Source organism: Hydrogenobaculum sp., from assembly GCF_049967395.1.
In the GTDB taxonomy this organism is placed as follows: Bacteria; Aquificota; Aquificia; order Aquificales; family Aquificaceae; genus Hydrogenobaculum.
The window spans coordinates 22,110-45,686 of sequence record NZ_JBMFST010000002.1 but is presented as its reverse complement, the minus strand read 5'-3'; the positions used below and the strand labels follow the sequence as shown (position 1 = coordinate 45,686).

23 protein-coding genes are annotated in these 23,577 nt (G+C 36.0%); 15 read left to right on the top strand and 8 right to left on the bottom strand.

The genetic code is table 11. The features are described from left to right. Positions 1-10: 10 nt before the first annotated feature. The 7 genes from ACP5S8_RS00620 to ACP5S8_RS00590 all read right to left on the bottom strand — a co-directional run bounded on the left by ACP5S8_RS00620 (position 11) and on the right by ACP5S8_RS00590 (position 7,154). On the bottom strand, positions 11-814 hold the full coding sequence (locus ACP5S8_RS00620) for a 2-amino-3,7-dideoxy-D-threo-hept-6-ulosonate synthase (RefSeq protein WP_461875298.1): 804 nt from the start codon (positions 812-814) through the stop codon (positions 11-13). Between the two features lies 1 nt (position 815). After that, the gene (glyS, locus tag ACP5S8_RS00615) at positions 816-2,828 is read right to left on the bottom strand and encodes a glycine--tRNA ligase subunit beta (RefSeq protein ID WP_461875297.1); all 2,013 of its coding nucleotides are present in this window, start codon (positions 2,826-2,828) and stop codon (positions 816-818) included. Further along, on the bottom strand, positions 2,825-3,673 hold the full coding sequence (locus tag ACP5S8_RS00610) for a glycine--tRNA ligase subunit alpha (protein ID WP_461871622.1): 849 nt from the start codon (positions 3,671-3,673) through the stop codon (positions 2,825-2,827). The genes glyS and ACP5S8_RS00610 overlap by 4 nt, the downstream gene beginning before the upstream one ends. 171 nt (positions 3,674-3,844) lie before the next feature. Continuing rightward, on the bottom strand, positions 3,845-4,684 hold the full coding sequence (locus ACP5S8_RS00605) for a Mur ligase family protein (protein WP_461875296.1): 840 nt from the start codon (positions 4,682-4,684) through the stop codon (positions 3,845-3,847). After that, a complete protein-coding gene (locus ACP5S8_RS00600; RefSeq protein WP_461875295.1) occupies positions 4,581-5,084 on the bottom strand; it encodes a hypothetical protein in 504 nt (167 codons plus the stop codon). The genes ACP5S8_RS00605 and ACP5S8_RS00600 overlap by 104 nt, the downstream gene beginning before the upstream one ends. Continuing rightward, on the bottom strand, positions 5,081-6,676 hold the full coding sequence (locus ACP5S8_RS00595; protein ID WP_461875294.1) for an HD domain-containing protein: 1,596 nt from the start codon (positions 6,674-6,676) through the stop codon (positions 5,081-5,083). Before ACP5S8_RS00595 ends, ACP5S8_RS00600 begins: the two co-directional genes overlap by 4 nt. Next, on the bottom strand, positions 6,669-7,154 hold the full coding sequence (locus ACP5S8_RS00590; protein WP_461870937.1) for a CDP-alcohol phosphatidyltransferase family protein: 486 nt from the start codon (positions 7,152-7,154) through the stop codon (positions 6,669-6,671). The genes ACP5S8_RS00595 and ACP5S8_RS00590 overlap by 8 nt, the downstream gene beginning before the upstream one ends. A 34-nt stretch (positions 7,155-7,188) precedes the next feature. On the opposite strand from ACP5S8_RS00590, the gene purF reads away from it, so the two are divergent. The 4 genes from purF to asnB are packed head-to-tail and all read left to right on the top strand — an operon-like array spanning position 7,189 to position 11,759. Further along, positions 7,189-8,586, top strand: coding sequence for an amidophosphoribosyltransferase (gene purF, locus ACP5S8_RS00585; protein ID WP_461870936.1), 1,398 nt, complete (start codon positions 7,189-7,191; stop codon positions 8,584-8,586). Beyond that, complete coding sequence (locus tag ACP5S8_RS00580; protein ID WP_461870935.1) at positions 8,583-8,801, top strand: DUF2905 domain-containing protein; 219 nt, start codon at positions 8,583-8,585, stop codon at positions 8,799-8,801. The genes purF and ACP5S8_RS00580 overlap by 4 nt, the downstream gene beginning before the upstream one ends. A 23-nt stretch (positions 8,802-8,824) precedes the next feature. Continuing rightward, the gene (locus tag ACP5S8_RS00575) at positions 8,825-9,901 is read left to right on the top strand and encodes a DUF354 domain-containing protein (RefSeq protein WP_461875293.1); all 1,077 of its coding nucleotides are present in this window, start codon (positions 8,825-8,827) and stop codon (positions 9,899-9,901) included. 1 nt (position 9,902) lies between these two features. Beyond that, entirely contained in the window at positions 9,903-11,759 is a 1,857-nt protein-coding gene (gene asnB, locus ACP5S8_RS00570) for an asparagine synthase (glutamine-hydrolyzing) (RefSeq protein WP_461875292.1), read from the top strand. On the opposite strand, the gene cutA is transcribed toward asnB, so the two are convergent. Continuing rightward, positions 11,748-12,065, bottom strand: coding sequence for a divalent-cation tolerance protein CutA (cutA, locus tag ACP5S8_RS00565; protein WP_461870940.1), 318 nt, complete (start codon positions 12,063-12,065; stop codon positions 11,748-11,750). The genes asnB and cutA overlap by 12 nt on opposite strands. 15 nt (positions 12,066-12,080) lie before the next feature. Here cutA and ACP5S8_RS00560 point away from each other — a divergent pair, with 15 nt between their 5' ends. From ACP5S8_RS00560 to ACP5S8_RS00510, 11 genes are all read left to right on the top strand, one after another. Next, positions 12,081-12,527, top strand: coding sequence for a hypothetical protein (locus tag ACP5S8_RS00560; RefSeq protein ID WP_461875291.1), 447 nt, complete (start codon positions 12,081-12,083; stop codon positions 12,525-12,527). Then, the gene (locus ACP5S8_RS00555; protein WP_461875290.1) at positions 12,524-13,744 is read left to right on the top strand and encodes an epoxyqueuosine reductase QueH; all 1,221 of its coding nucleotides are present in this window, start codon (positions 12,524-12,526) and stop codon (positions 13,742-13,744) included. The genes ACP5S8_RS00560 and ACP5S8_RS00555 overlap by 4 nt, the downstream gene beginning before the upstream one ends. After that, entirely contained in the window at positions 13,692-14,489 is a 798-nt protein-coding gene (kdsA, locus tag ACP5S8_RS00550) for a 3-deoxy-8-phosphooctulonate synthase (protein WP_461875289.1), read from the top strand. Before ACP5S8_RS00555 ends, kdsA begins: the two co-directional genes overlap by 53 nt. A 2-nt stretch (positions 14,490-14,491) precedes the next feature. Then, a complete protein-coding gene (locus ACP5S8_RS00545; protein ID WP_461875288.1) occupies positions 14,492-15,133 on the top strand; it encodes a hypothetical protein in 642 nt (213 codons plus the stop codon). 142 nt (positions 15,134-15,275) lie between these two features. Beyond that, positions 15,276-18,884, top strand: a complete 3,609-nt coding sequence (dnaE, locus tag ACP5S8_RS00540) for a DNA polymerase III subunit alpha (protein ID WP_461875287.1) — start codon at positions 15,276-15,278, stop codon at positions 18,882-18,884. Positions 18,885-18,940: 56 nt separating this feature from the next. Further along, a complete protein-coding gene (pstS, locus tag ACP5S8_RS00535; RefSeq protein WP_461875286.1) occupies positions 18,941-19,951 on the top strand; it encodes a phosphate ABC transporter substrate-binding protein PstS in 1,011 nt (336 codons plus the stop codon). A gap of 31 nt (positions 19,952-19,982) precedes the next feature. Continuing rightward, a complete protein-coding gene (pstC, locus tag ACP5S8_RS00530; protein WP_461875284.1) occupies positions 19,983-20,978 on the top strand; it encodes a phosphate ABC transporter permease subunit PstC in 996 nt (331 codons plus the stop codon). Then, the gene (gene pstA / locus ACP5S8_RS00525; protein ID WP_461875283.1) at positions 20,966-21,862 is read left to right on the top strand and encodes a phosphate ABC transporter permease PstA; all 897 of its coding nucleotides are present in this window, start codon (positions 20,966-20,968) and stop codon (positions 21,860-21,862) included. Before pstC ends, pstA begins: the two co-directional genes overlap by 13 nt. A 16-nt stretch (positions 21,863-21,878) precedes the next feature. Beyond that, a complete protein-coding gene (pstB, locus tag ACP5S8_RS00520; RefSeq protein WP_461875282.1) occupies positions 21,879-22,661 on the top strand; it encodes a phosphate ABC transporter ATP-binding protein PstB in 783 nt (260 codons plus the stop codon). A 30-nt stretch (positions 22,662-22,691) separates the two neighbouring features. Continuing rightward, positions 22,692-23,291: a histidine phosphatase family protein gene (locus ACP5S8_RS00515; protein ID WP_461870596.1), complete on the top strand. Its 600-nt coding sequence runs from the start codon at positions 22,692-22,694 to the stop codon at positions 23,289-23,291. After that, on the top strand, positions 23,288-23,575 hold the full coding sequence (locus ACP5S8_RS00510; RefSeq protein WP_461870595.1) for a DUF2103 domain-containing protein: 288 nt from the start codon (positions 23,288-23,290) through the stop codon (positions 23,573-23,575). The genes ACP5S8_RS00515 and ACP5S8_RS00510 overlap by 4 nt, the downstream gene beginning before the upstream one ends. The last annotated feature ends 2 nt before the right edge of the window (positions 23,576-23,577 follow it).

Sequence of the window (23,577 nt, the reverse complement as noted above, 5' to 3'; positions counted from 1 at the left end):
TATCTCCTATTTATGAGTGTAAAAATTTTGATGCTTCTTCTGCAGTTTTACCTTCGTGCACTATCATATACATAGCTCTTGTTATCTTTTTGGGATCTTTGGCTTGGAATATGTTTCTTCCAATAGAAAGCCCAGCTGCCCCAGCCTTTATAGCACCTTCTACCATTTCAAGAACGTCTTTTTCGGTTTTCATCTTGGGCCCACCTGCTATTACCACGGGTATGTGAGTACCTCTTACTACCTCTTTAAATGACTCTACATCTCCTGTGTAGGGCACTTTTACCAAATCTGCTCCAAGTTCTTCTCCTATTCTTGCACAGTGTGCTACAAAGGTTTTGTCGTACTGGTCTTGGGGTTTTATCTCATGTCCTCTTGCGTATACCATAGCTAAAAGCGGCATCCCCCACTCGTCACAAACTCTTGATACGTATCCGAAATCTCTTAACATTTCTCTTTCCATCGGAGCTCCGATATTGACGTGTATAGAAACTGCATCCGCTCCAAGCCTTATAGCTTCTTCTACTGTGCATACCAACACCTTGTCGTTTTTTGTGGGCGAGTGGTCTGTGGAAGCAGAAAGATGTATTATGAGGCCTATATCTTTACCAGAGCCCCTGTGTCCTGCTTTTACAAGGCCTTTGTGCATTAGGACAGCATTTGCACCACCCTCTGATACTGCGTCTATGGTTTTTTTCATATCCACAAGACCTTCTATGGGCCCTGAGCTTACGCCGTGGTCCATTGGTACTATTATTGTTTTTTGGGTTTCTCTGTTGATGATACGTTCAAGCCTTATTTTTTTACCGATGCTCATTTTATGCCTCCTTTATAACAACGTGTTCAAAATCTGCTATCTGTTTTAAGCTTTTATAGATATTGTAAAGCAAGCTGAGTCTGTTGTTTCTTACATCCATATTTTCAGCCATAACAAGTATTTTATCAAAAAATTCATCCACTATCTTCTTCTTGTGGTCTATATATTCTAACAGTTCTTTGGAAAACTCTTTATCTTTTATATCTTCTGAAATCTTGTAAAGCTCTTTTTCCAAATCGCTTTCAAAAAATTCCTCTTTTATATCCTTTGGTATAAAGTCTTTTGGCAGTATTTTTCTTATTCTTTTATACACCCTTGCTATATTTTCTACTATATCCCTATTGGATGATAAGAGTTCTACTTTGCTTTTTATAGTTTTTACCATAAGAGGGTCTTCTACTTCCAAAACAGCCCTTACTATGTCGTAAGGATACTCTTCGAAGTACGTGTTTAGTCTTGTTTTGAAAAGGTTTTTGATATGAGATAAAATTTCTTCGTAGCTAAGAAGCTTTTGTTTGTTTTCTAAAAGCTCAAAAACTTTGTAAAAAAGCCTTTCTAAATCTATATTAAAATCGTGCTCTAAAACGGTTTTTATTATACCGTATATGTTTCTTTTGATACCGTACGCGTCCGATGTACCTTTTGGAATCTCGCCAGCCCCTATCAAAGATACTATGTTGTCTGATTTTACTATGATACCAAGCAAAGCTCCAGTTTTTGTAGATTGAACACCTTCTATCTTGTCTGGCATATACTGTTCTAAAAGGGCTTTTGATAGCTCTTCGTCTTCGTTTTTGGCTTTTGCATATATCATACCCATATAGCCTTGAAGTTCGTCAAACTCCTTTACCATGTTTGTGGCTATATCAAACAAAGAAAGTTTGCAGGCTTTTATCAAGATATCTTTTTTTGTATTAAAAGCCAAAGACAAATATTCTCCCAAAGCTACATGTCTTTTAGTTTTATCAAACATCGTTCCAAGTTTGTGATGAAACATGATACCCTTTAGCTCTTCTACAAAAAATTCGAAAGGTCTTTTTAGATCTTCGTTGTAGAAAAATACGGCGTCTCTTAGCCTTGCTCTTACCACCTTTTGATAACCATCTTTTATGTAGCCTTTTTTATCTTCTATGTTTGATATACCAAAAAAAATGTTTGTGATGCTTTCTTTTTTTGTGGTAATAAACTTTTGATGATGAGCCAGCACTGTTTTAATAACTATATCTGGCAAACTCAAAAATTCTTTTTCAAATTCTCCTACCACAAGGTAAGGGTATTCCACCAAGTTTGTGATTTCATCTATAAGCTCTTCTTCGTAATCTGGGGTTATATTTAGTTCTTTGGCTTTTGATAAAACCAAATTTAATATTATATCTCTTCGCTCTTTGAAGGTAGGTATTACAAAATGCTTTTTTAAAAGCTCCTCGTAAGACTTAGCGTTTTCTATCACAAATTCGTTTGATAAAAACCTATGGCCTCTTGATGTGTTTTTATAAGGGTATATAGGCTTATCGTTTAAAATAAGTGCTATACCCCTGATGGGTCTTGGAAACCTCATAGAAGAGTTGTCCCATCTCATCATCTTCTTATAGGTCAAAGATTTTATCACAAAATCTGGAAACTCTTTGAAAAGCTCTTCTATAGATATACCGCCCACTTGTTTTTTTATGGCTATATATACACCGCCTTGCTTTTCGTATTTAAAGGCCTCTTCTAAAGAAGCGTCGTTTTTCTTAAGAAAAGCCTCTAAAGCTTTCGTAGGATGACCGTCTTTGTAGCAAGCCTCATAAGGAGGTCCTATTATAAGGATTTCCTCTTTTTTGTTTGAATCTGGTAAGCTTTCTATCAAAATACCTATTCTTCTTGGGGTTGTGAATATTTTTATATCTTCGCTTGATTCTATGTTTTTTTCTTTTAAAAAGGTTTTTGCTGTATCTTTAAGGGTTTCGTTGGCTTTTAGCAAAAATGAAGAGGGAAGCTCTTCCGTTTGAAGTTCTAAGAGTATATCGTTCATAGGCTGTTCTCCTTTTCTACGTATAAAGAAGCTACTTGAGATGCCATATGTTTTATGCGTTTTATATAGTTGGTTCTTTCTTGGACAGATATCGCGCCCCTTGCATCTAGAAGGTTAAAAGTGTGAGAGCACTTTAGCACGTAATCGTAAGCTGGGTATACAAGCTTTTGTTCTATGAGAGATTTCGCTTCTTCTTCGTATATTTCAAAAAGCTTAAAAAGTCTATCTTGGTTTGATTTTTCAAAGTTGTATATAGACCACTCTTTTTCAAACTCAAAATATATATCCCTGTAGGTGAGGTCTTTGTTCCACTTTAAATCAAACACGTTGTCGACATTTTGAAGATACATCGCTATACGTTCAAGCCCGTAGGTTATTTCGCAAGCTATTAGGTCCAAATCTATATCTCCTGCTTGCTGGAAATAAGTAAACTGGGTTATTTCCATGCCGTCCAACCATACTTCCCATCCAAGACCCCAAGCGCCAAGCGTAGGGCTCTCCCAGTCATCTTCTACAAACCTTATATCGTGAAGGTTTTGGTCTATGCCTAAGGTTTCTAAGCTTTTAAGGTAAAGTTCTTGGGAGTTTTCTTTAGCTGGTTTTAATATCACCTGAAATTGAAAATAATGTTGTAGTCTGTTTGGGTTTTCTCCGTACCTTCCATCTTTTGGTCTTCTTGAGGGTTCTACGTAAGCTCCGTTGAAAGGCTTTTTGCCGAGCACCCTCAAAAAAGTAGCTGGGTTCATGGTCCCGGCTCCCACTTCTATATCGTAGCCTTGCATTATAGCGCATCCGTTTTTAGACCAAAAATCTTGAAGATTTAGTATTATATCCTGAAAATACACTTTTTACCTCCAAATCATACCGCATTTGCAAAATACTTCTATACGCTGAGCCATGCTATACTATTATACCAGTTTATGGATTTTAAGATAAAAACTATAGAAGATTTAAAAAATGCGTTTTCAAGGTTAAAAGAGTGTAATAAATGAGATAGAAAATTAAATATTTAATAATTATGATTTTTCCATAGCTTTTTTTAGTTCACCCAAAAGATACAAAGACCCAAACACAAACACATCTTCTTTTAAAGATAGGATATCTTTTGCATCTTCTAAGGTATATGTTTTAAAACCTATGCTTTTAGCATAATTTATCATAGTGTTTATATCTTCCGCTCTTTTGTAATGTATAGGTACAAATGTAATTTCGTCAAAGTAAGCTCTTAGTATATCTAACTCTTTTTGCCATTCTTTGTCTTTTAGGCTTCCCATTACAAGCCTTATATTGTTAAGATGCTCTTTTACATCTTTTATTATCTTTACCAAAGCGCTCACGTTGTGAGCCCCATCCACCATTATAAGAGGTTTTTCTCTTAAAATCTCCATACGCCCTTCCCAGTAAGTTTTTTCTAAGGCTTTTTTTATAAACTCTTCTTTTGGTTTGAAAAGAGGTTCTATCGTTGGTATAGTAAGAAATGATGCCAAGGCCAAAGCTCCGTTGTCTATTTGATGTTTTCCCCAAAGCCCTAATTTTAGGTTTTTCATATGAAAATCCAAAAAACTAAACTCTTCTATATAAGTACTATGCTTTTCTATATAACCTTTATACTCAAAATCCTCACCAGCTACAAAAAGTTTTGTGTTTTGCTCTTTTGCTTTTTCTATTGCCATTGGATAAAGTGGGTATCTGTTGTTTCCTATCAGAAATGTTTTTGTGCCATTTGCTATTTCAAGTTTTTCTGCTGCTATTTTATCCACGGTGTTTCCAAGCCATTTCATATGATCTTTTCCTATGTTTGTTAAAACCCCGAGAAAAGGCGAAGATGCTCTGGTCCCGTCCCATCTTCCACCCATTCCCACTTCCCATATATATATCTACGTTTTTATCTTTAAAATACAAAAGCCCCATTAGGGTTATGGCTTCAAAGTACGTTAGCTCAAATTTCTCAAATACGGGTTTTAAATCTTTAACATAATACTCTAACTCTTCATCGCTTATAAGGATATTGTTTACCCTTAGCCTTTCGTTTTCTCTTACAAGATGAGGCGATACAAACCACCCAGTTTTAAGTCCATGTTCTACCAAAAGATAGTTTAAAAAAGCGCAGGTAGATCCTTTGCCGTTTGTCCCACCTACTATTATAGACTTGTATTGCTTTTCTGGGTTTTTTACATAGTCCCTTGCTTTTAATATCCTATCTAATGTAGGATTTATCTTGTAATCTTTTCCTTCGTATAAGTCCCAAAGCTTCATGGGTTTATATTTTCACCTTCTTTTTTAAGCCACTCTATCGCCTCTTCCTTTGTTTTTATAAGCCCTTCGTATTGTAGGTCTAAAAGCTTGTTCTTTAAAAGCCCAACGGTTTTTCCTTCTGGTATATTTAATATATCCATTATCTCTTTACCGCTAAGAAGCGGTTCTATGTGTTTTGGCACGTTGTTTAGTTTGAATTCTATTATGTTTTTAACGGTTTTCTCTAAGGCTTTCATTGTAGGTTCATCGTCTTTAGAGCCCATAGCATCTGCTATAGTAAGTATCATAAGTGGGTATATATCTTCTTCAGCTTCTCTTAAGAGCTTTCCATAAGCCCTAGGGGTTAGATTTTCCAAAGATTCCCTAAGATAAAATATTCTTAGATGCATTCTTACCATCTTTTGTAAAAATCTTGAAAGCTCTTCTCCAAAGCTAAGCTCATTGGATATTTTAGATACAAGTTCTTCACCTACTTTGTCGTGCTCGTAAAAGGTAATGTTGCCCTTTTCATCTATCTTCATAGTATGGGGTTTTCCTATATCGTGTAGTAAAGCGCTTAGCTTGATAGCTTCTTTTGTGCCAAACTCTCCTAAAAAGCTGTATTCTGGTATTTGGCTTTTAATAAAAGCTAAGAGTTCTTTGTCAAAGGGTATGTCTAAATTATCGTTTTCTAAAATCTTATCTGCATACTCATAAACTTTCAACGTATGCTTATCGAGGGGGTATATGTGGTGATGTCCTTGGTTTGATACTTTTTTTATATCTTCTAAGTAGGGTATTATGCTGTAAATAGCGTTTGTTTCAAAAAGCGTTTCCATTCCCTTGTAAGAGTTTTTTAGTCTTAAAAGCTTAAAAAATTCTACGCTTATTCTTTCTTTAGCGCTATTTTTTATAAGTTTGTGGTTTTCTTTCAAAAAATCTGTAAAACCCTTTTCCAAGTCAAAATCTAGTTCGTTTGCTATCCTAACTCCTCTTAAAAGCCTTATTGGGTCTTTTTTGAGATTTTCGTAAGATATGGGTCTTATAATCCCATTTTCTAAGTCTTTTATACCGCCTGTTGGGTCAAAGAGTATTGTTTGCTGGGCGCCCACAGATAATACATCATCTAAATTTACCGCTATAGCGTTGCAGGTAAAATCTCTATCCTTTAAATCTTTTTCTAATATTTTTTCCCATTCATCGGCGGATGGTCTTATACCAAAAAAGCTTTTTAAACCACCGCTTTCTAATATTGCTATATCAAATCTATATTTAAAACTTCCTTCGTTAAATATTAATGTGGCTATCTTGTTTCTTTTTATCCAAGGTTCTTTTTTTTCAAACTCAAATACGTCAGCTTTTATACCGTATGTTTGGAAAAGAAGCTCTTTAAAGCGGTTTGCAACAGTTATAGGCTCTTGAGTGGTTATAAGGTCTACATCCACGCTTTTGTCTATTGGTTTTCCTATTATTCTATCTCTTACATAGCCACCCACCAAAAAAGCGTAATGTTCTCTGTCAAGACACTTTGCCAACAAATCAAAGTGTGTAATGTAAAAGTTTAATCCATGGGCGGTATGTTTTTTGCCGAAAACCTCTATTATATCACTCATAAAACCACCTTTTTAAATAGCCATACAAAGAGACGTAGGCGAAGAAAAGACCTATATCGAAAAGTATATTACCAATTTGGATAAAACCAAGAAGTATTACAATGATACTAAACATCTCAAAAAACGCTTTTATTTTCCCGCTTAAGATAGCCCCTTTGTCTTTGTTTTTTGCTACGCTTCTTAAAAAAGAAACCGTTAGTTCTCTAATCATTAAGAACGTAGCTGCATAAGGGTTTAGCATGTGTTTGTATAAAAGCCCCATAACTGCCGTTAAAACGAGAATTTTGTCTGCGAAAGGGTCGTATACCTTTCCAAACTCTGTGATAGATTTGTTGTTTCTTGCAATAGAGCCGTCAAACCAATCTGATATGGCTCCTATGCTAAATACTATGAAAGCTATGAAATAGTGAGAAGATATTATAAAGCAAAAGGCTAAAATGCCACAAAATATTCTAATGGTAGTTATAAAATTTGCCATAACTTTTTAACAAAAATCATTTATATTATAATTGATGTGCGGTGTTTTTGGCGTTTATTTGAATGAAGAGGAAGAACAAGTAGCCTTTTCAAAGGCAGCTACCTTTGCTTACTTTGGTATATATGCTTTGCAGCATAGAGGACAAGAGAGCGCTGGTATATGCTCTTACTCTAACCATGATATCAAAAGGGTTGCAAACAAAGGCCTTGTGCTGGAGGCTATTTCTAAGGAAGAGCTAAAAAATTTAAAAGGTAAGGTGGCTATATCTCACGTTAGATATTCTACTGCGGGTGATGATTCTATCCAAAACATTCAACCTATAGTCAGAGAATCTAAAAGATTTGGGAAAGTGGCGGTGGTCCACAACGGAAATCTCACAAACTACAACCTTCTAAGAAGACTTCTTGGTGCAAACAACGTTGAACTAAAATGCTCCTCAGATACAGAGGTGTTTTTAGGGCTTTTAGATATAGTAGAAAAAGATTTATCTGTAGAATCTCATATATTGGACGAAGAGCTTATACCATATCTTGTTAGTGTTTTAAAGCTTGTGGAGGGAGCTTACAGCATACTTATGATAATAAACGGGAAGCTTATAGCTGCCAGAGATCCTCTTGGTTTTAGGCCGCTTTTAATGGGAAGGCGTCAGGATGCTATTGTGTTTGCCTCTGAGACTTGCGCTTTTGACATAATAGAGGCAGATTATTGGCGTGAGATAAAACCAGGAGAAATCACCATAGTGGATGAAAACGGTATAAGAACTTACTTTTTTGCTAAAAGCCAAAAACCAAAAAAGTGTATCTTTGAGCATGTGTATTTTGCGAGGCCTGATAGTCTTATATTTTCTGAATACTCTTACAACGTTAGAAAGAAAATGGGCATGGAGCTTGCCAAAGAAGACGATATAATTCCAGATATAGTTATTCCAGTACCAGATTCCGGTATGCCAGCAGCCATAGGGTATAGTCAATACAAAAATATTCCGTACGAAATGGGACTTGTTAGGAATCACTATATAGGCAGGACATTTATAGCTCCTACTCAAGATATTAGAAACCTAAGCGTTTTGATGAAGCTAAACCCAAACAAAGGTATCGTAAAGGACAAAAGCGTGGTGGTAATAGATGATTCCATTGTAAGGGGTACCACATCAAAGCGCATAGTGAATCTTTTAAAAGAGGCTGGAGCCAAAGAAGTACATATGAGAATAGCTTCTCCACCAGTCATAGGACCTTGTTATTATGGCATAGATACACCTACAAAAGAAGAGCTTATGGCAAGCCATATGTCCGTGGAAGATATAAGAAGGTTTATAGGGGCAGATTCTTTAAAATATCTGTCGTTAGAAGGGCTGATGAGGTCTGTACAAGAACCAGACTCTTTTTGTGATGCTTGTTTTACCGACAATTACCCTGTAGAGTTAAAGCTATGAACGAGTTTGGAAAACTTCTTATCATCTTTGGTCTTATACTCGTTGGTTTTGGGCTTTTAATAACGCTTTTTGGAAAATTAAACATACCAATAGGAAGATTGCCAGGAGATATCGTTTATAAAAATGGAAACTTTGTATTTTACTTTCCTTTGGTGAGTTCTATAATTTTGAGCATTATACTAACGATACTCTTAAATATTCTTTTTAGAAGATAAAACATAATGTTATAATATGTTGAATGATATGGTTTGATATAGTAACTCCTAAGGCAGCTTTATTCTTTAGTCCTATTGTAAGACATTTAAAAAGCCACGGAGAGGATGTTTTTATTACCACTAGAAAATCCGAAGGCTATGAGGAAATAGTGGAGCTTCTTGATATGCTAAATATACCTTACAAAGTTGTGGGTGGGTTTGGAGGTGGTACTTTAAACGGTAAGCTTCACGCTAGTATAGAAAGAATGTATCAAATGACAAAACTTCTAGATGAATACAACCCAGATGTCATGGTAAGTATATGCTCCGTAGATGCCAACAGGGTAGCTTACGGGCTTGGTATCCCTATAGTGAATTTTTACGATATACCTTTGTCTGATTATAAACATGATTTTAAAAAGGCGCTTCCTCAAGCGAGGCTTACGCTTCCTCTTTCTAGTGTAGCTTTGAAGCCTTTTGTGGTCCCAGATGAAATATTTTATAGGTTTGCATTGGAAAAAGATCAAGTTTACACATACGATTTTATAGACCCTTTGATATGGCTTTACGATTTTAAACCAGATATCAACTATGTGAAAGATGTGATGGCTATACCTTTGGATAAACCCATAATAGTAGTAAGGGAAGAGGAGTTTAAAGCCTCTTATGTGATGAAAAAATATAGCCTTTTGTACGATGGGCTTTTAGAGTTAAAAGATAAAATAGATGCAACGTTTGTAATAATACCAAGGTATGAAGCAGAGCCTTTAAAAGAGCTTTTTAAATTTGCCATAATATTGGAAAAGAAATACAAAATCCAGCATCTTTTGGCTTTTGCTTCTTTGTTTATTGGAGGAGGAGGTACCATAAACTTAGAAGCCACATACTTTGGCACGCCTGTCATATCTACAAGGAGCTTTGTAAGTCATTACGATAAGTATGTGGTGGATGTGGGACTTATGAAATGGGTAAACGATAAAGACGCTCTTGTAAACACGGCTCTTAAGCTTATAGGAAAGCGCTTTGACGAGCTTGCTCAAAACGTGTGGGGGTCTATGAAGGTGGATATAGATTTTCTTGCAGGCACCATTTTAAAAGCCAAAGACTTTAAAAGATATTGACATGTGCGGTATATTGGGGCTTTTTGGAAATCCAAAATCTGTAGATATAAACCTTTTTAAGAAGGCTTTAGATAAAATAGCCCACAGAGGACCAGACGCTAATGGCATTTATCAAAACGAAGATATTATATTTGGGCATAGAAGGCTTTCTATCATAGACTTATCGCCTTTGGGAAATCAGCCTATGGTAGACGAAGAGACCAACAACGTAATAATCTTCAACGGAGAAATCTACAATTACAAATCCATAAGAGATTTTCTCACTTCAAAAGGAATACGCTTTAACTCATCTTCAGACACTGAAGTGCTTTTAAAAGCTTATAGATATTTTGGTGTAGAGGTCCTTAGCAAACTAAGAGGTATGTTTTCCTTTTGTATATACGACGCTGATAAAAAATCTTTGTTTTTTGCAAGGGATAGGTTTGGTAAAAAGCCTTTTTACTACACTTTTATAAAAGAAAATTTTTTGTTTTCTTCTGAGATAAAAGCGCTTTTACCATTTTTTGATAAAAAACCACTACCTGATAAAAATGGGGTGGCAGATTACTTTAGATATTTAGCCCCTTCTTACGGTAAAACGATATACGAAGGCATATATAAACTACCGCCTTCTTGTTTTGGGATTTTAGATAAAAATGGACTTCTTATAAAAGAATACTACAATCCTCTTGAATACGCTTCTAAAAGCCATCAAAACGAGGGTCAAGTGTTAAAAGATATAGAAGATAAGCTTATAGAATCGGTGGAGCTTAGGCTTGTGGGGGATGTGGAAGTGGCTTCGTTGCTTTCGGGAGGCCTTGATTCTTCTTTTGTGAGCGCTTTGTATTCAAAGATTGCTAAGGATAAGTTTAACAGGAACATAAACACATTTTCTATAGGCTATGATGAATACGAGCATTACAGCGAGCTTTCATGGGCTTTAAAAGTGTCTAATTTTATAGGCTCAAACCATCATCCCATCACAATAAGCTCAAAGGATTTTATAGACAAGATAGATGAAGTGGTTTATTTTTTAGATGAGCCTATAAACGATCCAGCTACGCTTCCAACTTATGTTATATCTTCTTGTATCAAAGAAAATGGGATAAAAGTTGCTCTTTCTGGTGAAGGTTCTGACGAGCTTTTTTTTGGATACGATATGTATTATAAGTATCTAGCTTACGATGAGCTTTCTAAAAGCCTAAAAAAAGAATCAAAAGAGCTTTTGCTTGAAAGTATAAATTTTCAAGAGAATATGTCAAAATACCAAGAATTTTTTAGAAGAGCTTTAAAAGATGAGGTTGTGTTTAGGACAATAGGCGAATGCTTTACAGAGCTTGAGCTTAAAAAGTTTTTAAGATTTTCTTATGAAAATAATCAAATTGAGTTATTCTCAAAAAGGTTTGAACCTTTTAAACATCATCACCAATCTCTTTGGTATTACTTTGTGGATATGTACATATGGATAGGAGAAGTGCTTATGATGAAAGTAGATAAAATGGCCATGGCTCATTCTGTAGAACTAAGAGCCCCCATGCTAGACCACGAACTTCACCAGCTTGTTTTAAATGTAGATCCAACCCTTAGAATATCAAACCAAAATAAACATCTTCTTAAAAAGGTAGCTATAAAATATCTGCCAGAAGAGATTGTCTATAGAAGAAAAAAGGGATTTTCTTACCCATTTATAGAATGGTTTTACAAAGAAAAGAAAGACTTTTTGAAAGATTGGCTCAATGTGAATAAAGAACATGGCTTTTTTGATGAAGTATTTTTAAGATTTTTATATGAAAACGGCAATTCAAAAGCTTACAAACACCATGTCTGGGCAGTAGAGATATTTAATAGATGGTTTAAACAAAACTATTTATCCAATTGAATCCTCTATCCACTTTAGATAAGATTCGATGCCAGATTCTATGTTTAAAGATATAATCTCAGGTACCGTGTAAGGGTGTATAGCCTTTACCTTTTCTATTAAAAGCACAATTTTTTCCTTTAGAGTTTTTACGATAAGAAGAGATTCTTCAGATGTCTCAATCTGTCCTTGCCACCAGTATATAGATTCTATCCCGCTTACTATGTTAACACAAGCCCCAAGCTTTTCTTCCACTATAAACCTTGCAATGTCTTTAGCCTTTTCCTTTGGTGTTGTGATTAAAACTATTGCATAGTTTGATTCCATAGCTAATATTATAGCATGGGAATTTTTGCGGAAGACTTAATAAACTTTGGCAACTTAATGGAAGCTACCATAGATTTTCCAATAAATCAAAAAGAGTTAGAAAATATTTTAAATGTGCCGGTTTTTTTAGCCCCGCACGTGATGGATGTAGTGGTGAAAAAAAAGTTTTTGGCTTTTAGCAAAGACTATAAGATAAGGTTAAAAGAAGGAGAGTATTTTATAAACGATAGAAAGGCTGGCAAAAGGGCTGTTGGGTTTGATATGCTTTTAGAAAAAGATGTTGAGCTTTTACCAAGCGTTTTTGAAGTTATAGAGGGAAGGCCTTATTTAAATTTTTGGCCTTACATAAAGGCGTCCGAGCTTTATACGAAGGTACCAAATCAATTTAAAGAGCGTGTTATAATAAAAGACTACGAGATTAAAAAGGATGTTTTGGTGTTAAAGCTGGGGGTTCAAAAGTGAAAGGTCTTGTTCATATATGCTGCGCGCCGGATAGTATTTACTTTTTAGAAAAGCTGAAAAACGATTATAAAGATTACGAGTGGATAGGGTTTTTCTATGACCCAAACATTCACCCAAAAACAGAGTACGATTTGAGGCTTGTAGAAACAAAAAGAGTTTGTGAAAAGCTTGGTATACCGCTTATAGAAGGAAAATACGACGACGATGCATGGCTGTTGGCAGTAGAGGGTCTTGAAAAAGAACCAGAAAAGGGTAAACGATGTGAAGTTTGTTTTGATATAAGGCTAAAAGAGTCTTTTGAGGTTGCAAGAAATTTAGGCGCTAGAGCTATTACCACTACGCTTTTAATGAGTCCAAAGAAAAGTATAAATCAGATAAACCATGTGGCTTCTATCTTTTCTAAAGAATACGGTATAGATTTCATAAGCGTAGATTATAGAAAAGGTGGCGGAGTTCAAATAATGCACGAGCTTACAAAATTAAACGAAATATACTCACAAGATTACTGCGGATGCATACACGGGCTTTTTAACCAAAGACCAGATGAAGAAATTTTTATGTGGGCCAAAATGAGCCCTGGTTCTAAAGAGGAGCTTCTTTTTATAAAAAGTATTAGGCTTTTAGCAGAGTCTATGGGATTTTATGCAAAAGAGATAAACTTTAGTTTTTTAGGTTGGGATTTGTTGAGTGGATATATATTTATAGACGATAAACCAATTCCATCTTACGTTAGGTATTATTCAAAACCTACCAACGGTGTTGTGAAGGCAAACATAGATTTTTCCATTTCAAAAGAAGATGTTTTATATCTTACGAAACAAAATGTAAAGATAATATTCTCAAAAGAGTTTGTTGCTGATAACAAAGATGTTTCACCGTGTTTTGTAGTAAGCGAAGAATACAAAGCACCCCTTCTAAACTCTAAAAAGATAAAAGCACATATCAAGTCTCAGCTTTCTTATAAAGATTCTACTGTTTTGATAATCTCTAAAAGTCCTATTCAAAATATATTTAGTATAAAAGCCTACAAAACTTACGAAGGGTATTTTGACAAACCAAGCTTTGATGTAGAAGATATATTTTTAAACTTGAAAGAAGATGAAGCTGTTGCTTTTGTAGGGGCTTTTGATATGGGAGGATATGAAAAACTTACGGAGTTTTTTGATGGAAAAGAAATTTATTATAATAGCGGGTCCTTGTGTAATAGAGTCTTATGAGCTTTGCTTTGAGGTGGCTTCTCATCTAAAAGAACTTTCCTTAAAATATAAAGAGTTTGATTTTGTGTTTAAGGCTTCTTTTGATAAAGCCAATAGGACGTCTATAAATTCTTACAGAGGACCTGGACTTGAAAAAGGTCTTGAGATTTTAAAGAGAATAAAAGAAGAATTTTCTTTACCGGTTACTACGGATGTGCATGAAACTCATCAGGTAAAACCAGTGTCTGAAGTGGTAGACATTATTCAAGTTCCAGCTTTTTTGTGCAGACAAACAGATTTACTCTTAGCTTGTGCAGAAACCGGTAAAAGTGTAAATGTGAAAAAAGGGCAATTTTTAGCTCCTTGGGATACCAAACATATAATAGATAAGTTAAAATCTAAAAACAAAGACGGTAAATTTTACTTAACGGAAAGAGGTTCTTCTTTTGGTTACAACAACCTTGTGGTGGATATGCGCTCTATGCCTATCATGAGGCAGTATGCAGACGTTATATTTGACGCTACTCACAGCGTTCAGCTTCCCGGTGGTGCAGGTGGAAGTTCTTCAGGGCAGAGGGAGTTTGTGCCGTACCTCATAAGGGCCGCAGTGGCAGTTGGTGTAGACGGCGTTTTTATGGAAACGCATCCAAATCCAGACAAAGCGTTATCCGATGGCCCAAACTCTATACCTTTGAAAGATTTAGAAAGTATTTTACTTCAAATAAAAGCCATAAAACAAGCTCTAGATGATATAGGAGCACTCTGAATATGGAAAACGATGAAAAAGATGTTGTTATAAAAGAAAATGACGAGTCTCTCGGACAAGAATATAGGAATACAGAAGATTTTGAGACTGTAAAAGATTTTTTCCTTGATTTAAAACAAAGCACTTTTTACCTTTCTTACGCTGAGGAGCTCTACCTTGATTATATTTTAAAAAAGAAAGTTCCTAAGGAGGTTATACTCCAAGGTATAGAAAAATATATGTACAGACTTCCAGAGTTTAAAAGAAGAAAGGCTATGCTTTTTATGTGTGATAACGATATAAATACCTCTATCACAGATTTTATAAGAAGAATGTGGGCAAATTCCGATGAATATTGGTATATAGGAAGATTTGACTTACATATAAAACGATTAAAATACACCGGCTTAGACAAAAAATACGACTTGGATTTAGATAAAACCCCTTATCCTACGACAGAAGAAGAGGCTGCAAGTATTTTAAACAGTATAAAAAGGCGTATTTTTGAAAAAGAATGGCATTTACTAAGTCAAGAGACGAAATCCATTGTTCTTCAAAGATACGAAAAGTTTAAGAAGTTTCCAGAGCTTTACGATAGAATGATTATGGATCACGTCCTACATGTTTTAAATTTGGATTGGATAGACTTGTATGCACTGTCTTAGTCTTTTTTAAAGAAGCAAAAGAATATGGCCAAACATAAAATTTGAGAATGGTAGATACTTAAGATAAAAGAGCTTAAACGTCTTTTTGGGGTAGGTTAAGAAGCCATTTCCAAACTTTGGAGTTGTAAATATAATCAATTTTATGAAAGATTTTGTGCATCTTCATCTTCACACGCAATATTCACTTTTAGACGGAGCTATAAAGATAAAGGATTTGGCTAAAAAGGCAAAGGAATACGGCTATAGAGCTGTAGCCATAACGGATCACGGCAATCTCTTTGGTACTATGAGCTTTTACAAAGAGATGAAAAATAACGGTATAAAGCCTATAATAGGTATGGAGGCTTACTTTACTACCGGAAAAAGGACTGAGCACAAGGGAAAAGGTTCCGAAGATAACATAACCGATAGGATAAATCACCATATCATACTTTTAGCAAAAAACGACACTGGACTTAAAAACCTCATGAAGTTATCTTCTATCGCTTTTATTGAGGGCTTTTACTATAAGCCAAGAATAGATTATGAGGTTTTGGAGCAGCATGCGGAAGGTCTAATTGCCTTGACAGCTTGTCTTAAAGGAGTGCCTACTTTTTACGCAGCCCAAGGCAATGAGGAAATGGCTTACTCTTGGGTTAAAAAGTTTAAAGATATTTTTGGAGACGATCTTTACTTAGAGCTTCAATCAAATCATATACCAGCTCAAGAAACCGCCAATAAAACCCTCATAGAGATAGCCAAAAAATACGATGTAAAGTTTGCGGCTACCAACGATTGTCATTATCTTTTGGAAGAAGATTTGAGAGCTCACAACGTGTTGATGGCAATTCAAATGAAAAAAACACTTCAAGAGCTTGGAGAGGATGCTTTTGGGCATTACGATGGTATGCACTTTGCTTCTTACGAGGAGATGGTAAAGAAATTTGAAGGAAAGTGGGACCAATGGGAAAAGGCGCTTTTAAACACCGTTGAGATATCAGAAAAAATTGCCGATTCTTTGAGTATCTTTGAAGATAAGTCTTACAAATTTCCTGAGTTTTTCAAAGGTAACGATATAAGCGTTAATATATCTTCTTACCTTAGAAATTTAGCTGTTGAGGGTCTTAAAAGCCGTATACAAAAGTCTCAAATAAGTAAAAACATACCCGAGAAAGAGTATTGGGATAGGTTAAATTATGAATTGGAAGTAATACAAAATATGGGTTTTGATAGCTACTTCTTAATAGTGTCAGATTTTATAAATTGGTCAAAATCAAACAACATACCCGTGGGTCCTGGGAGAGGTTCTGCGGCTGGTTCTTTGGTAGCTTTTGCTTTAAACATTACAGATGTTGATCCATTGAAGCATGGGCTTATCTTTGAAAGATTTTTAAACCCAGAGCGTATATCTATGCCAGATATAGACGTAGACTTTTGCATGGACAACAGGGATAAGGTTATAGAATATGTGAAAGAAAAATACGGCAAAGATTCGGTAGCTCAGATAATTACCTACAATACCATGAAAGCTAAACAAACTCTTAGGGATGTGGCTAGAGCCATGGGTATGGCTTACAAAGATGCCGATGTACTAGCAAAGCTTATACCTCAAGGCAACGTCCAAGGCACTTGGCTGAGTCTTGAAGAGATGTATATAACGCCCATAGAAGAGTTGATGGAAAGATATGGACATAGAGGGGATATTGAAGATAACGTAAAGAAATTTAGAGATCTTGCCAAAAAAGACCCTCAGATAAAAGAGCTTGTAGAAATCTCTATAAAACTTGAAGGTCTAACAAGACATACATCTTTACATGCCGCTGGTATTGTGATAGCTCCTAAGCCTCTTATAGAGTTGGCACCTCTTTATCTTGATAAATCGGTAAAAGACGATAGTAGTGGAAACATAGCTACTCAATACGATATGGCTCATCTAGAAGAGCTTGGGCTTGTTAAAATGGATTTTCTTGGATTAAAAACTCTTACAGAACTATGGAAGATGAAGGAGCTTGTAAAACAAAACAAAGGTATAGATATTGATTTCTTGTCTTTGGATTTTAACAACAAAGAAATTTATGATTTTCTAGCTACCGGTGAAACTATAGGGGTGTTTCAACTTGAATCAAAGGGTATGAGGGAGCTTATCAAACGTTTAAAACCAGACAGATTTGAAGATATTGTAGCAGCGTTAGCCCTTTATAGACCCGGACCTATCAAAAGTGGGATGGTGGATAAATTTATAAATAGAAAACTTGGTAAAGAGAAAGTTGTATACGAATTTGAAGAGCTTGAGGAAGTGCTAAAAGAAACGTACGGTCTTATCGTCTATCAAGAGCAGATAATGTTTATATCAAATATTCTTGCTGGATTTACAATGGGCGAAGCTGATAATTTACGAAAGGCCATAGGTAAAAAGAAAGCCGACCTTATGGCAAAGATAAAGGATGACTTTATAAGAAGAAGCTGCGAGAGAGGATACCCTGCCGATAAAATAGAAAAACTCTGGTCTGAAATAGAGGAGTTTGCTTCTTATTCTTTTAACAAATCTCATTCTGTAGCTTACGGTTATATATCTTTTTGGACTGCTTACATGAAGCTTTATTATCCAGATGAGTTTTACACCGTTAAATTTTCTACAGAGAATTCTGATAAAAAGTTTATAAACCTTTTAAAAGATGCAAAGTCTTTTGGTATAAAAGTATTACCCCCAGATATAAACAAATCAGACGTGGACTTTAAGATAGAAGCTCCAAGACATATAAGGTTTGGACTTGGAAGAATAAAGGGTGTTGGTGAGGATACCGCAAGACATATAAAATCTATGCAAGAAAAAATTGGAAGAGACTTTTCAAGTTTTCAAGATTTTACCAAAAATACGGACAATAGGAAAGTAAACAAAAAAGTTTTGGAAGCTCTTTCAAAAGCAGGAGCCTTTGATAGCCTTATAGAGAAAAGCGGTTATAAAAATAGAGAGGATTTTCTCTCAAGGCTTTTGAATTCTCAAGATATATCAAGCATAGCTCAAAGGTCTTTGTTTGGTATGAAAGCTTTGAAATCTACAGAGCAAACAGAGCAAACCTCTTCTATAGATATACTAAAGCTAGAAAAAGAGGTTCTTGGTTTTTATATATCTGGGCATCCGTTGGATAAGTACAAATGGATTTTATCTCACAATAAAGATATAACAAATATAGAAGATATAGATTTTGATACTACGCCAAACCAAAGTATAGACGATGAGGCTGGGCAAAGCGCATCGGCAGAATATACGCTTGTGGGTGTTATAAGTGACTTACAAATTAAAAAAACCAAGAACGGTTCTTACATGGCCATCTTTAATCTTGTGGACAAAACAGATATTGTTGAAGTTGTGGTTTTCCCAGATAGGTACGCATCTTCTGAGAGTTTTATAAAAGAAGATGAAGTGGTGGTGGTAAAGGGCCTTTTAGACATAGACATTGAAAACGAAAACCTCAAGATAGTGGCAAATGAGCTTTATTCTGTAGATTCCTTGCTAAATCAATACAACACTTTAACTCTTAAGATAGATGAGGAAAAGGCAAGAAATGGCTTTTTGGAAAAGCTTAAACTTATGCTAGACAAATATACGCCTAAGGCTAACGAAGATGTTATAAAATCTCAAAAAGTTGTTTTGGAGCTAGACGCTTCTTCTTATAGAGCTATAGTGCAAACCTCTAAAGATGTGGTGCTTTCAAAAACCCTCATAGATGAACTCAACAAACATGGTATAGAGTTTTCTTTAGCATCTTAACAGAAAATTAACAATTGTTTTTTATAATAAAAGCATCAAAACTTAAGGAGGTTTGTATGAAGTTAAAACAGGTGCTGGCATTAGCTGTTTTTGCTGGTAGTCTTCAAGGGGCTATGGCTTGGACTATAACAGGAGCTGGTTCTACATTTATTGAACCTGCTATGCAAAGATGGGCTCTTCACTTTAAGCAAGCTACAGGAAACCATGTAAACTATCAAGGTATAGGGTCTGGTGGTGGTATACTTCAAGCTACGAAAAGAACGATAGATTTTGGTGCATCTGACGCTCCGTTAAAACCAGAAGAGTTAAAACAAAGAGGTCTTATTCAGTGGCCAGATGCTATAGGTGGTGTGGTAATGGGTTACAACATACCAGGCGTTGGAAACTATCAGCTTCACCTCACCGGTAAACAAATATGCGATATCTATATGGGTAAGGTAAGATATTGGGACGACCCAGAGATAAAAGCCACAAATCCAAAGCTAAATTTACCACACATACCAATAACACCAGTCCATAGAGCCGATGGTTCTGGTACTACTTGGATATTTACAAACTATCTTACAAAAGTATGTCCAGCTTGGGCACAAAAGATAGGGTTCAACACCTCTGTGCCATGGCCTGTGGGTATAGGTGGTAAAGGTTCTGAGGGTGTAACAAACTACATAATGAGAGTTAGAGGTGCTATAGGTTATGTTGAATACGCTTACTTCAAACAAAACCACTTCAACGTTGCAGTCTTAGAAAACAAAGCTGGTTGGTGGGTTGCTCCAACTATGCAAACCATGATAGCGGCTGCCAAACAAGCAAATTGGAACGAAGCTATGAAAAACGACTTTTATATGGAGCTTCCAAATCCTCCAGGTAAATACTCCTATCCTATAGAAGGTCCTACATTTATACTACTTCCAAAGGGCAAAAATACGAACTCTTACGTATTACAATACTATACATGGGTGTTTAATCATGGTGATGCTGACCTAAAGGCTCTTGATTACATTACGCTTCCAGATTTTGTCAAGAAAGATATAATGGCTTCTTGGAAAAAGCAAGGTCTAAGCTGGTAAGTTAAGTTGGTAATAACTAAAGGCTTATAATATGATAGAATTAAAAGATAGCGGGGCTATAAGCCCCGTTGCTTCTATGAAAAGAAACGGCAAGCTAGGAAATACTTTATTTAAAATTGCGGCTTTTACGGCAGCGGCTTTGATTCCACTTGTGGTGATAACTGTGTTTGTCGTCCTTTTCATAGAGGCATACCCTGCTATAAAAGCTTTTGGTGTTTGGCATTTCATTACAAACAAAAGCTGGGATGCGGTAGATAACAACTTTGGTGCTTTCACGCCGCTTTTTGGTTCTATATACGTTACAATATGGGCTTTTATATTTGCCGCGCCCATAAGTATAGGAGTAGCTATATATATAACTGAGTTGGCTCCCCATTGGTTAAAACCTATAGTTACCACCGCTATTGAGCTTTTAGCGGCAATCCCGACTGTTATATATGGTATGTGGGGCCTTTTTGTATTGGCTCCAGTTATGCAAAATCATGTAGAACCTTGGATACTAGATCATCTTGCTACGTTACCAATAATAGGATTTTTGTTTAACGGTCCTGGTATAGGTATAGACACATTTACAACGGCAGTGATACTTTCTATTATGATTACGCCTTTTATGTCTTCGCTTATAAAAGACGCTTTCTCTTTGGTGCCGGAGGTGGTTAAAGAGTCCGCTTATGGGCTTGGTGCCACTAGGTGGGAAGTGATAAGGAAAGTGGTTATGCCCTACGTTTCTTCTGGTATATTTGGTGCTGGTATATTTGCTATAGGTAGGGCTTTGGGTGAAACTATGGCGGTGTCTTTTGTAAACGGCAACAACCATAACCCTGGTAGTTTCTTGGATATGCTATCTTTGTTAAATTCCGTAACTACCATAACAGTTACATTGGCGGATGAGTTTACGGAAGCTATGACACATCTTTATTTATCAGCTTTGTTTTATCTAGCTTTGATACTTCTTACCATATCCTTTAGTACTCTTGCTGTAGCAAAGTTTATAGTGTGGAGATTGGAAAGAAGATGGAAAACGTAAGAATCAAAGCAAGGGTTTTAAAGAGCAACGTTATAATGATTTTATCTACGTTAGCAGCTTTATACGGTATAGTGTTTTTGGGGTGGATACTTGTTTCTATTATTTACCATGGATATGAATATTTAAATCTCGATTTCTTCACCAAAGACCCAGCCCCGCCTGGTATGCCTGGTGGTGGACTCAGGATGGCTTTCATAGGTCAATTTATAATTACCACTATAGCTGCTTTCATAGGCACGCCTATAGGTATTATGGCTGGGATATTTTTGGCTGAGTACGGTAGAGGTACTTGGTGGGCTATGTTTATAAGAAATTTGGCAGATATCGTCATATCTATGCCAGCCATAGTTATTGGTGCTGCTGTCTATGTAGTGCTTGTGGCACCTCTTCACAGTTTTAACGGCTTATCTGGTTCTGTGGCTCTTTCAATCTTATCACTTCCTTATATTACAATAGCTACCGATGAGATGCTAAAGCTTGTGCCGAAGGAGATGAGAGAAGCTGCCTACGCTTTGGGAGCTTACAAACACTATGTGATAAAAAAAGTTACCATGAGGGCGGCTAAAACCGGTATACTTACTGGTGTTATACTAGGTCTTGCCAGGATGGCAGGTGAAGCGGCGCCTCTTTTGTTTACTTCTTTTAACAACGACCATACAACCTTTAATCTTTTAAAACCTATGGCTACTCTCACTATAACTATATTCATATACGCTACAGGTCCATACCACGAATGGCACGAACAAGCCTGGGCGGCTGGATTTGTTCTTACGTTAGGTGTCTTGGCGGCGGTTATAATAGCCAAATACTTGGTGCATGGAGGGTCTTTTACAGCCCCTTTTATGTATGTGGCAAGGCGTATTACAAAGATAAACAAAGGTTAAAGGAGACTTGGTGCATATGAGCAGTGTAATAGCCATTGAAAGCCCTAAGATTGATATAAGGAACTTAAATTTTTACTATAAGAAAAGCTTAAAACCAGCTTTAGAGAACATCAATATGCCAATACCAGACAAAAGGGTAACCGCTCTTATAGGCCCTAGCGGATGTGGTAAAACTACGCTTTTAAGATGTTTAAACCGTATGCATGATCTTTACCCAGGCATAAAGTACGAAGGAGAAATAATCTTTGATAACACCAACATACTATCAAAGTCTACGGATTTGATAGTTTTAAGAAGCAGAATAGGTATGGTTTTTCAAAAGCCTACTCCCTTCCCAATGTCTATATTTGAGAATGTAGCTTTTGGTCTTAGGTTGATGGGTATCAACAATAAAACCGAGTTAAAAGATAGGGTTGAAGCTGCTATAAAAATGGCTGCTCTTTGGGACGAGGTGGGTAATAGGCTCAACGATAACGCTTTTTCCTTATCCGGAGGTCAACAGCAACGCCTTGTTATAGCAAGGGCTATAGCGGTGAACCCTGAAGTGCTTTTGTTTGATGAGCCGACATCTGCACTTGATCCAATATCAACGGCAAAAATAGAAGAACTTATCATAGAGCTTAAAAAAAGAATGGCTATTGTGATAGTAACCCATAACATGCAACAAGCCGCTCGTATAGGAGACTATACGGCTTTTATGTATTTGGGCAAGCTTATAGAGTTTGATAAAACGGAGACAATCTTTACAAATCCAAAAGAAAAACTTACGGAAGACTATATAACTGGTAGATTTGGATAAAGAGGGCTTTTATGTTAAAATATATCAAAGATGAAACATATATATCTTATAAGACATGCTCAAAGTGAATACAATGAAAAAGGTATATTTCAAGGCAGTTTAGACAGCGCTCTTACGCCTCTTGGATACGTTCAAGCAAAGCTTTTGTCTTTGGCTTTTAAAAATAAAAAAATAGATGTTATATACTCATCTTTCCAAAAAAGAGCTTTAAAGACGGCAATATTTCTGTCAAAAGCTCTAAACAAAGAAATAATTGTGGAGCCTCGCATAAGAGAGATATCTTTTGGAGAGTTAGAGGGTAAAAACTTTATACAGATGTTTGTAGAGCACAAAGATATGATGATGGCTTGGTCCAAAGACCCTTTGGAAAACCCTCTTCCTACCCAAGAAACCAAAGAATCTTTTTTAAAAAGAGTGAGAGAGTTTATAGATATTGTAAAAGCCCAAAAACATGAGCATATAGCCGTTGTCTCTCACGGCGGATTTATACATGGGTTTATCATGGAAGCTACAAAGTTTAGAGCACCGCTTTGGAACATACACACGGATAACACCGGTGTTTCTAAATTGAGGCTTGTAGGCGATAGGTTTTACATAGAATATCTCAACAACACTTGTCATCTTTTATGAGTAAATATAGAAAAGGTAAGCTAAAGCTTGAGCATCACACGTTGGAGGGTTTTGATAAGTATATAAGACCGATTTTGGAGATTGATATAGTAGAAGCTGTAATACCTGGAAGGATTTTTAGAAACAACAAAGGAAGAGGATCTAAAGGTCTTTTTTTACAATATGAAACTTCTTCTGGTTTTAAGCTTTTATATAAAAATGGCACCTCTGTCCAAGAGGTGTTTGTGGTTTGTAGCGATAGGGAAAGATTTAAATGTATTTTTGAAGATCTATACAAGGAGTAAAT